Raw genomic sequence first — 11285 nt, forward strand, 5'->3', positions numbered from 1 at the left:
ATGGAAGCCGAACGCATAAACGCCCTCTCCGCCCTGCTTAACGACCTGACCGATCGTGAAGCCGAACTTCGGAGGTATCTTTGACTTCGATAAAAAGTCAGAGAAGCTAGAGCAGGTCAACGAAGAACTGGAAGACCCCACCGTCTGGAATGATCCCAAGCGCGCCCAGGACCTGGGCAAGGAGAAAAAAGCGCTGGAATCGATCGTCCACACGCTGATCAAGGCCGACAACGACCTCAAGGACGCAAACGACCTGTTTGCGATGGCGCGCGAAGAAAACGACGACGACACGCTCGAAGCGGTCGAAGGCGACGCCAATACCATCAGGGCCGTCATCGAGGGCATGGAGTTTCGCCGCATGTTCGCCAATCCGCTGGACGCGAACAACTGCTTCATCGACATCCAGGCCGGCGCCGGCGGCACCGAAGCCCAGGACTGGGCTTCCATGCTGCTGCGCCAGTACCTGCGTTATTGCGAGCGCAAGGGCTTTAAGGTCGACATCCTCGAACAGTCCGACGGCGAAGTTGCGGGCATCAAGACCGCCACGCTTAAGGTCGAAGGCGAGTACGCCTATGGTCACCTGCGCACCGAAACGGGCGTGCACCGCCTGGTGCGCAAGTCTCCGTTCGACTCGGCCAACGGCCGCCACACGTCGTTCACCAGCCTGTTCGTGTACCCGGAGGTGGACGACTCGATCGAGATCGACGTCAACCCGGCCGACATCCGGGTCGACACGTACCGCGCGTCCGGTGCCGGTGGCCAGCACATTAACAAGACCGATTCCGCGGTCCGCATGACGCACGCGCCGACCGGCATCGTGGTGCAGTGCCAGAACGACCGTTCCCAGCACCGCAACCGCGCCGAGGCGATGGAAATGCTCAAGGCGAAACTGTACGAATTCGAACTGCGCAAGCGCATGAGCGAGCAGCAGAAACTGGAAGACTCCAAGACCGACGTGGGCTGGGGCCACCAGATCCGTTCGTACGTGCTGGACCAGTCCCGCATCAAGGACCTGCGCACCAATTTCGAGACCGGCAACACCAAGGGTGTGCTGGACGGCGACCTGGATGACTTCATCTCGGCTTCCCTCAAGCAGGGCGTGTAATGAGCAAGCGCGCATTTGTCTTTGACATGGACGGCACCATCGTCGACAACATGTCCTTCCACACGGCGTCCTGGGTCACGTTTTTCCAGCGCCGCGGCAAGGATATTGATGCCGACGAGTTCTTCCGGACCACCGCGGGCCGCCAGGGCAAGGAGATCATCCGCTCGCACCTGGGCCAGGACCTGCTGGACGACGAAGTGGTGGCACTGAACCTGGAAAAGGAATCGGTGTACCGCGAGCTGTACGAGCCGCACCGCAAGACCGTCACCGGCTTCGACGACCTGATCGCCCAGGCCAAGCTGCGCGGGGTGGCGCTGGCCGTGGCAACTGCCGCCCCCAACGCCAACATCACCTTCACGCTGGATGGCCTCGACCTGCGCCGTCACTTTGACACGGTGGTGGGCGCGGCCGATGTCCCGCGCGGCAAGCCGCATCCGGATGTATTCCTGCTGGCGGCCGAGCGCTGCGGCGTGGCGCCCGAGCACTGCATCGTGTTCGAGGACGCGCCCCTGGGCGTGGAGGCGGCCCGCCGCGCCGGCATGCGCTGCGTGGTCCTCACCACCACCCTGCCGGCCGAAGCCTTTGCCGAATTTGACAACGTCATTCATATCGCCAGCGATTTTTCTCAGCTGACGATCGACGAACTGTTTTCTGAATAATCAACAAACCAAGCTAGCGATACCTATCATGACAACGGACACCCAAGACCAAGCAGCCGCTCCGGCCGACGACAACAAGCTGATCGCCGAGCGCCGCGCCAAGCTGGCCGCCATTCGCGCCAGGGGCGTCGCCTTTCCGAACGACTTCCGCCCGCAGCACAAGGCGGCGGACCTGGTCGACCAGTTCGGCGGCAAGACGCGCGAGGAACTGGAAGCGGCCGAAGTGGCAGTGGTCGTGGCCGGCCGCATGATGCTGCGCCGCGAAGCAGGCAAGAAGGCGGTCTTCGCCGAGCTGCAGGATTCGTCGGGCAAGTACGCCGACGGCCGCATCCAGATCTACGTCACGCTCGACAAGGTGGGCGAAGCGGCAATGGAAGAACTGCACCACTACGACCTGGGCGACATCCTGGGCGTGGAAGGCACGCTGTTCAAGACCAAGACCGACGAACTGACCGTCAAGGTGACGGCGCTGCGCCTGATTACCAAGTCGCTGCGCCCGCTGCCGGACAAGTTCCACGGCCTGGCCGACCAGGAGACCAAGTACCGCCAGCGCTATGCGGACCTGATCATGAGCGAAAAGACGCGCCGCACCTTCAAGGCGCGTACCGCCGCCATGTCCTCGATCCGCCGCTTCATGGAAGAGAATGAATTCATGGAAGTGGAAACGCCGATGCTGCACACCATTCCCGGTGGCGCCGCGGCCAAGCCCTTCATCACCCATCACAACGCGCTGGACATGGAAATGTTCCTGCGCATCGCGCCGGAGCTGTATCTCAAGCGCCTGGTGGTCGGCGGCTTTGACCGCGTGTTTGAAGTGAACCGCAACTTCCGCAATGAAGGCGTGTCGCCGCGCCACAATCCTGAATTTACGATGATGGAGTTCTACGCGGCCTACACCGACTACCAGTGGATCATGAATTTCACCGAACAGGTGATCCGCCGCGCCGCGGAAGATGCGCACGGCACCGCGGTACTGACCTATGGCGGCCGTGAGCTGGACCTGTCCAAGCCGTTCCACCGCATGACCATCGTTGGCGCCATCAACAAGTACGCGCCGCACTATACCAACGAGCAGCTGCACGACGCCGAATTTCTCAAGACTGAACTGCTCAAGTTTGGCGTCAAGCCGTTTTCCACCTCCGGCCTTGGCTCACTGCAGCTGTCGCTGTTTGAGGAAACGGCCGAAGCGCAGCTGTGGGAGCCGACCTTCATCATCGACTATCCGGCTGAAGTCTCGCCGCTGGCGCGCGCCTCCGACACCCAGGCCGGCATCACCGAGCGTTTTGAATTGTTCATGGTGGGCCGCGAGATCGCCAACGGCTTCTCGGAGCTCAACGACGCAGAAGACCAGTCGGCGCGCTTCCTGGCGCAGGTGGCAGCCAAGGACGCGGGCGATGAAGAGGCGATGTTCTACGACGCCGACTACATCCGCGCACTCGAATACGGCATGCCCCCGGCCGGCGGCTGCGGTATCGGCATTGACCGGCTCATGATGCTCATTACCGACTCGCCCAACATCCGCGACGTCATCCTCTTCCCGCACCTGCGGCGCGAAGAGTAAATCCACCTCCCACATCGCCCCGCACAGGGGCGATGTGCGTTAGAGCGCCCGTTCTAGCGAACCACCCTCGCACCCGCTATTATTTGCATTCCATGCAATATTGCACGCACAGGAGGGAGCATGACCGACTACATCCGCTATCACGATGGCCTGGAACAGAAGCAGAAGAACGAGGACGAGACGATCGATGCCGTCGTCGCTTCCATGATGCGCATGAACCAGCGCGTCTTCGACAAGCACCGCCACGCCACGCGCGACGCGCATGCCAAGAGCCATGGGGTGCTGACTGGCCAGATTACCGTGTACGGCGGCCTGCCCGACTACCTCGCGCAAGGCGTGTTCGCGCGTCCCGTCACCTATCCAGTGGTCATTCGCCTCTCTACCGCCCCGGGCGACATCCACAGCGACAAGGTACCGGCGCCGCGCGGCATGGCGATCAAGATGCTTGGGGTGGAAGGTCACCAGTTCCTACCCAACCGGCAGGATGCAAGGACCCAGGACCTGCTGCTGGTGAACCACCCCGTGATCGCCTTCGGCCACGCGGCGGCCTACCTCAAGACGCAAAAGCTGCTGGAAAAGCACATGGACGATCCGGACATGACCAAGCGGATCGTCGCTGCCCTGGCGCGCGGCGGCAGCAAGGCTTTGCACGCGCTTGGCATAGAAAGCCCCACCATCGACACCCTGGGTGCGCCCAACAATCACATTCTGGGGGAGACCTTTTTCAGCATGGCCGCAATCCGCTATGGCGACTATGTGGCCAAGGTGTGCGCCGCGCCATTCTCGGAAAACGTGCGCGCACTGACCGGGCAGGCGGTGGAATCGGAACTGGGCGACTCGGCCCTGCGCGACCTGGTGGTGGAGCATTTCAAGCGCGAAGGAGCGGAATACGAAATCCGCGTCCAGCTATGCACGGGCACCGCGGAGATGCCGATCGAGGACGCCTCCATCGACTGGCCGCAGGAAAAGTCGCCCTACCAGCCGGTGGCACGCCTGACCATTCCAGTGCAGGATGCCTACAGTCCGGCGCGGCGCGCATTTGCCGATGATGTCCTGGCCTTCAATCCCTGGCACTGCATTGACGAGCACCGCCCGCTCGGCTCAATCATGCGTGCGCGGATCAAGGCTTACGAAGCATCGACGGCGTTTCGTCACACCATGAATGCCCAGCCCCGCATCGAGATCGACGATATTGCGCAAGTGCCTCTGTGAGCACCTGGCGGGGAAAGCGGCTGCCCGGCCGCTTTCCCGCGACAGGCTTACTGAATCACTTTATAGCAAGGGATGTAGGTCTTGCCGGGCAGCTTCATGCGGCTTTGCGCGACGAACGATGACAGCAAGGCGTCCATCGGCCCCATGATCTCGGGATCGCCATTGATCTCGAAGTGGCCGAACTTTTCGATGGCCCGGATGCCTTCATCCTTGACGTTACCGGCCACCACACCGGAAAAGGCGCGCCGCAGGTTCGCTGCCAGCAGGTGCTTTTCCTGATTCTTGTGCAGCGACAGGTTGCGCATGTTTTCATGCGTTGGACGGAATGGACGCTGGAATTCCTCGTCGATCTTGAGCAGCCAGTTGAAGTAATAGGCATCGCTGCGCGACTTGCGGAATTCCCGCACCTGCTTGATCCCGAGCTGCATTTCCCTGGCCACCAGCGCCGGATCATCGACAATGATCTTGTAGCGCTTTTGCGCCTGCTCGCCAAGGGTCAGTCCGATGAATTCATTGATTTGGGCAAAATAGTCGCGTGACGATTCCGGACCCGTGAAAATCAGTGGATACGGCATGTCGGCATTGTCCGGGTGCAGCAGGATGCCCAGAATGTACAGGATCTCTTCGGCCGTCCCTGCGCCACCGGGGAATACGATGATGCCGTGGCCCGTGCGCACAAACGCTTCCAGGCGCTTTTCAATGTCCGGCATGATCACCAGGTCATTGACGATGGGGTTGGGCGACTCTGCCGCAATAATGCCCGGCTCCGAAATGCCCAGATAGCGCCCGCCGGTCAGCCTTTGCTTGGCATGGCCGATGGTGGCGCCTTTCATGGGCCCTTTCATGGCGCCCGGACCGCAACCTGTGCAAATGTCCAGATCGCGCAGGCCCATCTGGTATCCCACTTCCTTGGAATAGTTGTATTCGACCCGGTTGATGGAATGGCCGCCCCAGCACACAACCAGATTGGGATTGCGCTGCGGACGCAGGACATTGGCATTACGCAGAATGTGGAAAACCGAATCGGTAATGCCTTCACTGCGTCCCATGTCGAATTTCGGGTTGTCGGTGACTTCATTACTGATAAAGACAATATCGCGCAGCACCGCAAACAGATGTTCGTGGATACCCTTGATCATTTTGCCATCAACAAATGCCATGGCAGGAGCCCCCTTGATCTCGAGCTTGATGCCGCGTTCGCGCTGCACAATGCTGATTTCAAAGGATTTATAGCGTTCCAGCAGTTCCTTGCCATCGTCGATGGAGCTGCCGCAATTGAGAACCGCAAGCGCGCAGTTCCGGAAGATTTGATACAGGCCGCCCTGGCTGGTGTCGAGAAGTTTGCAGACTTCCGCTTTCGAGAGCACTTCGAGCTGGCCTTCAGGCGAAATCAGGGTATCGACAACGTCGTGTTCCATAGTGCGCGTTCCTTTTATTATCTGATGGGGCATACAAGCAGGCCGCGCCGGCCCTGCATTGCCAATATACGACATCTCCTGCGACTTGGGGCCACACTTTATGTTGTGCTTGCGCGGCGTCGCCTGTTGCCTTATTTAGCACAGTTGTTGAAATTTCGCTTGTGCTGCCGCTTTTACATTAAAATGCAGCCACCCTGGAAAACCCCCGCCACAAGCGGAAGGTTGGCCGGGGTACTAATCCATCCATAAACACAATATTCAGGAGATACCGGATGAGCGGTAGCACTAGCACAAGTAAGGAAGCAGTCATTCCCGAATTTAAGCAGCTCATGGGACATCCAAGTCCCCTCTGGATGCTTTTCATGACCGAATTCTGGGAGCGATTCGCTTTCTACGGTATTCGTTGGGCGCTCGTCCTGTATATCGTCACCCAGTTCTACGATGGCAATGCCGTCGGTGAAAAAGAAGCCAATCTCACTTATGGCTCCTATCTCGCGTTGGTCTACGCCGGCGCCGTGTTCGGCGGTTATGTGGCCGACCGCGTGATTGGTTATCAGCGCTCCATCCTGATCGGCGCCATGTTTATGGCCGCCGGTTTGTTCATGATTGCGGTTCCCAACCAGGACGTGTTCAAGCTCGGCTTGGCAACGATCATCGTTGGCAACGGCATGTTCAAACCGAACATTTCGACCATGGTCGGCAAACTGTATGCCCTCAACGATACCCGCCGCGATTCCGGATTTACCATTTTCTACATGGGCATCAATGCCGGCGCTTTCGTCGCACCGATCCTGACCGATTATCTGGCCCGCCAGGTGTTCAACACCGGCGACACACCAGCTTACAAGGTGGTGTTCTTCGCGTCCGGTATCGGCATGCTGATTAGCCTGGTCTGGTTCTACATCGGCCGCGCTGGCCTCAAAGGGATTGGCGCTGCCGAAACGACTGGCGCCAGCCCGATGCGCACAGTCATGGTGGGCGTGGGCGCACTTGCTGCGATTCCGCTCGTGTATTTCCTGCTCAAGCTCGGTGCCAATGCACTGCAAGGCGTGCTCACCGTACTGTTCCTGATCCTGGCCGCCATGCTGGTCGTCGAGGGTGTCCGCGAAGGCAAGGTCTCGCGCGACAAGACCATCGCCATGATGATCATTTTCGCCTTCAATATCCTGTTCTGGATGTTCTTTGAGCAGGCAGGCAGCTCGTTTACCTTCCTGGCGGAGAACATTGTCGACCGCGTTGGTGCCCTCGGCATGGCTGAGTTCCCTACCGCATGGTTCCAAAGCGTTAATTCTGTTGCCATTATCGTGTGCGCCCCGCTGATCGCCTGGATCTGGGTCGCCATGGGCAAGCGCGACGTCAATCCTTCGATTCCCCGTAAGTTCGGCCTCGGCATCATCTTCAATGGCCTGGCGTTCGGCCTGTTGGGTTACGCCCTGAGCGAACTGGTTGGCCCTACCGGCAAGATTCCGTTCTGGACGCTGTTTACGGTGTACTGGATCCAGTCGATCGGCGAGCTGTGCCTGTCCCCAATCGGCCTGTCGATGGTCACCAAACTGGCGCCAACCCGCCTGGTTGGCCTGGGCATGGGCGGCTGGTTCCTGTCGACCGGCATCGGTAACAACCTGTCCGGCATCTTCGCCAGCCACGTGTCGGGCGAAAGCGGCATGACCGTGGAGTCGGCGCTGTCTGGCTATCAGTCAGGCTTCATGTGGCTCATGATTGGCGGCGTCCTGCTGTTCCTGCTGGCACCCCTGATCCAGAAGCTGATGCACGGCGTGAAGTAAGCGTCGCCGCTTCTACTAAAAACGGCAGCCTTGCGAGGCTGCCGTTTTTCGTTTATGCCGACTGTTCCAGCGAGCGCTGCATGTCGTTCATCTCCGCCACCAGCCAGGCCCGGAAGCGCTGCACCTTGGGCATGTTCTGCTTGCGCGGATTGACCAGGAAGCGGTAGCCGCTGCCAAACGGCGCACTCTTGCAGTTTATCTGGCGCAGGGCACCCTTGAGAATGTCCTGGTAGGCGATGCCGTAGGCCGCCAGGGCAATCCCCTGCCCCGCCACCGCTGCCTGCGCCAGCACGCCCCAGTGGCTGTAGCCGCGCGAAAAATCGTACTTGCCTTTCAGCGCCTTGTTCTCGTTGAGCAGCTGGAGCCAGGATTCCGGCGTTTTCTCGTACAGCAGCGGGAAGTTGGGCAGGTCGGCCAGGGTGATTTCAGTCTGGCCCGGCGCCAGCAAGTCAGGACTATAGACGGCGATCAGCCGTTCGCGGAACAGCATGTCCGGGTCGCCGTCGCTGACCGGCCCATAACGCACGGCGACGTCGGTCGTATCATCATCCAGATTGACCGGCGCATCGTTCGAATCGAGCCGGATATCGAGTTCCGGATACAGCTTGGTAAAACGGTGCATGCGCGGCACCAGCCACTTGATGGCAAACGAATGCGTGGTCGAGATGCGCAGTACCGTTTCCTCGTCCCCGCTTTGCAGCGCCCCCACCTTGGCCCGCAGTTCGCCCAGCATCCGGCTGACGGTGATGGCCAGGTCCTGCCCTTTTTCGGTCAGCGTCACGTGGCGCGGATGGCGAATGAATAACGCAAAGCCGACCATCTCCTCGAGCTGCTTGACCTGTTGGCTGATTGCTGCCGGCGTCTTGTGCAGTTCCTGGGCGGCCAGCTTGAAGCTGCCCCAACGCGCCGCGCAATCGAAGTCCAGCAGCCCGGAGAGGCTGCGCAATTGCTTCATGATGCCGCCATGACTAAGTTTATCTTGCTCATTGCCTCAAAATTTCTCGGTTGTTGAATTTGCGTACTAAGCAGAAAATATACTTCAATCGACAAGGAAACGCCATGCGCAAGAATATATTGGTTATCGGCGGCACCCGCTATTTCGGCAAACTGCTGGTCCAGCGCCTGCTGGCGGCCGGGCACCAGGTCACCATCGCCACCCGCGGCCATGCGCCCGATCCGTTCGGCGAGCGCATTACCCGCATCCGGGTAGACCGCCGCAACGAGCGCGCCATGCTGGCCGCCTTCAGTGGCGCCGAATACGACCTTGTGTATGACCAGATGTGCTACAGCCCCCTGGACGCGGCCATCGCGGTGCGCGTTTTCAGCGGCAAGGTCAAACGCTATGTCGTGGCCTCCACCATCGAGGTGTACCGCAGCCTGCTGGGCGTGGTCGACAGCCCTTTCGCCGAGGACGACATCAATGTCCTGGCCCAGCCCATCGACACCGCCTATCCATGGCACGATCCCAAACGCGCAACCGAGAGCTATGTGTCGGGCAAACTGCAGGCCGAGGCCTACCTGTACCGCGATGGCTCGCTGCCGCTGGTCACGGTGCGCATTGGCCACGTGCTCGCAGGGGCCGAAGACTTCACCGGCCGGCTGGCCCATTATGTGGACCTGGCCCGCCAGTACGGCGCCCTGCGCTATGCCAACGCCGCCGCGGCCAGTTCCTTCATCAGCGCCCAGCGCATCAGCGACTTCCTGGCCTGGACAGGCATGCAGGAATTTACCGGTCCGGTGAATGCGGCCTGTGACGGCGGCCTGTCGGCGTTTGACATCTACCAGCGGGTAGGCATGGTGCTGGAGCAGCCGGTTCGTACCCTGCCGGTTACCCATGCGGTGCAGCCGGGAGAACTCAGTCCCTTCGACTACCCCGCGCCCATCATGATGGACACGGCGCGCGCCGCGGCACTGGGCTACCGTTTCGGCCACAGTGATGACTGGCTGGACACCATCATCCGGCAGCACGACCTCGCCTTCGTCTGATCGGCATAGGGGGCAGCCCTGAAGGGCTGCTCCCCTGCCACACCACCCGGCATGCGGGTCCGCACCGGGCGGTTCGAATAGTTGAGGTCAGGACAGGCGGGGTACGCCAAGCCGGTCGAAGTAGGCAATCGTAAGGACCGTCTTCAACAACCGGTCCGCATTGCGCCACCAGCAACGGCTATTTGCCGCCACCGTCCGCGCCACTTGGGACGCGGCTCCAAGCTGGATCAGCTCCCGATACATGGTCTTGCCGCGTTTCCAGTGCTTGAGCTGGATCGCTCGCAGCCTGTGACGCAGCCATTCATCGAGTTCTCGCCAGATCTTGGGCGTCTCCGCCAACTTGAAGTATCCCTTCCAGCCAAGCATGTAGGTACGCAGCTTCTCGACGATCTGGCCCATACTGCGGCCCGCTGAGCGTCCAGTCAATTCACGGATGCGCTGCTTGAACGTTGCCAGCGGCTTTTCAGCGACCTTCAGTTTGACCACTTTCCCACGTGCCACCCACAGGCTGTAACCGAGGAACTTGCGACCGAAAGCACTGCCGACCGCGCTCTTGCTTTCGTTGACCACGAGGTGCAACTTGTCATAGAGGCGGCGCAGCAGCGCCATCACCCGCTCGCCAGCACGTTTACTGCAAACATAGACGTTCGCATCATCGGCGTAGCGTGCGAAGCAGTGACCGCGTCGTTCCAGTTCTTTATCCACTTCATCGAGCAGAACGTTGGCAAGCAGTGGAGACAGGGGGCCGCCTTGTGGCGTGCCCTCATGCCGCGCCTGCACCACGCCATGGTCCATGATGCCGCTGTTCAGATAGGCACGAACCAGACGGATCACTCCGGTGTCGTCGATGCGTTTCCTTAGGCGGTCGATCAGGATGTCATGGTTGACCCGGTCAAAGAACTTCGACAGGTCCACATCCACCACGGTCCTGCGTCCCGATTGGACATATGCTTTGGCGGCAAGTACCGCATCCTGCGCACGCCGGCCCGGACGGAAGCCGTAGCTGTGCTCGCTAAATGTGGGATCAAGAATCGGTTGTAGCACTTGGAGCAGTGCCTGCTGGATCAGCCGATCCGTCACCGTCGGGATGCCAAGCTCACGCTCGCCACCGTCGGGTTTGGGGATCGTCACCCTGCGTACCGGGCTAGGCCGGTACGTCCCTGCCAGCAATTGTTCACGTATCTCCGGCCAAGCCACGGCCAGATAGCGAGAGGTTTCGTCGATATCCCGACCATCCACCCCGGCCGCGCCCTTGTTGGCGCGCACACGTTTGAACGCCTGCAGCAGGTTTTCTCTTCTCAACGCTGCGCGCAGCAGCATTGATCCTGCGTCTCCTGACACATGTCGCGGGCAACAAGCTTCGTCGCTGGAAGTTGCGGCCAGAGCTTCACCCTGACGTACGGCCTCCCGCCCCGCCTTCGCGGACATCTGACGCATTGCCTGTCGCATCGACATGTCGGATAACACTCCTACTCGTTCGGTCCTTCGTTAGCGGGGTCGAGCCTTCCCGGCGCTACCACCAACTACTATGACCTCTGCTGAGACCCTGCTACGGCAATG

The 11285-nt window shown here is 60.5% G+C and carries 9 protein-coding genes; 6 read left to right on the plus strand and 3 right to left on the minus strand.

The window, feature by feature from the left end:
• The 4 genes from prfB to KY495_RS21810 all read left to right on the plus strand — a co-directional run bounded on the left by prfB (position 1) and on the right by KY495_RS21810 (position 4537).
• Positions 1-1105, plus strand: a protein-coding gene (prfB, locus tag KY495_RS21795) for a peptide chain release factor 2 (RefSeq protein ID WP_219881373.1) whose coding sequence is annotated in 2 segments (ribosomal slippage) — positions 1-81 and positions 83-1105 — 1104 coding nt in all. Because the reading frame shifts where the segments join, the coding sequence is not laid out codon by codon here.
• On the plus strand, positions 1105-1764 hold the full coding sequence (locus KY495_RS21800; protein ID WP_219881374.1) for an HAD family phosphatase: 660 nt from the start codon (positions 1105-1107) through the stop codon (positions 1762-1764). Before prfB ends, KY495_RS21800 begins: the two co-directional genes overlap by 1 nt.
• A gap of 28 nt (positions 1765-1792) precedes the next feature.
• On the plus strand, positions 1793-3325 hold the full coding sequence (gene lysS, locus KY495_RS21805; protein ID WP_219881375.1) for a lysine--tRNA ligase: 1533 nt from the start codon (positions 1793-1795) through the stop codon (positions 3323-3325).
• Between the two features lie 120 nt (positions 3326-3445).
• Positions 3446-4537: a catalase family protein gene (locus KY495_RS21810; protein ID WP_219881376.1), complete on the plus strand. Its 1092-nt coding sequence runs from the start codon at positions 3446-3448 to the stop codon at positions 4535-4537.
• A gap of 47 nt (positions 4538-4584) precedes the next feature.
• Here the strand turns inward: KY495_RS21810 and ppnN are convergent, their stop codons facing one another.
• Positions 4585-5955, minus strand: a complete 1371-nt coding sequence (gene ppnN, locus KY495_RS21815) for a nucleotide 5'-monophosphate nucleosidase PpnN (RefSeq protein ID WP_219881377.1) — start codon at positions 5953-5955, stop codon at positions 4585-4587.
• A gap of 272 nt (positions 5956-6227) precedes the next feature.
• Here ppnN and KY495_RS21820 point away from each other — a divergent pair, with 272 nt between their 5' ends.
• On the plus strand, positions 6228-7739 hold the full coding sequence (locus tag KY495_RS21820) for a peptide MFS transporter (protein WP_219881378.1): 1512 nt from the start codon (positions 6228-6230) through the stop codon (positions 7737-7739).
• Positions 7740-7791: 52 nt separating this feature from the next.
• Here the strand turns inward: KY495_RS21820 and KY495_RS21825 are convergent, their stop codons facing one another.
• The gene (locus KY495_RS21825) at positions 7792-8694 is read right to left on the minus strand and encodes a LysR substrate-binding domain-containing protein (RefSeq protein ID WP_219881379.1); all 903 of its coding nucleotides are present in this window, start codon (positions 8692-8694) and stop codon (positions 7792-7794) included.
• 104 nt (positions 8695-8798) lie between these two features.
• Here KY495_RS21825 and KY495_RS21830 point away from each other — a divergent pair, with 104 nt between their 5' ends.
• Entirely contained in the window at positions 8799-9725 is a 927-nt protein-coding gene (locus tag KY495_RS21830; RefSeq protein ID WP_219881380.1) for an NAD-dependent epimerase/dehydratase family protein, read from the plus strand.
• Positions 9726-9812: 87 nt separating this feature from the next.
• Here the strand turns inward: KY495_RS21830 and ltrA are convergent, their stop codons facing one another.
• Entirely contained in the window at positions 9813-11180 is a 1368-nt protein-coding gene (ltrA, locus tag KY495_RS21835) for a group II intron reverse transcriptase/maturase (protein WP_219879920.1), read from the minus strand.
• Positions 11181-11285: the final 105 nt, after the last annotated feature.

This window comes from Massilia sp. PAMC28688, assembly GCF_019443445.1.
Classification (GTDB): domain Bacteria; phylum Pseudomonadota; class Gammaproteobacteria; order Burkholderiales; family Burkholderiaceae_D; genus Telluria_A.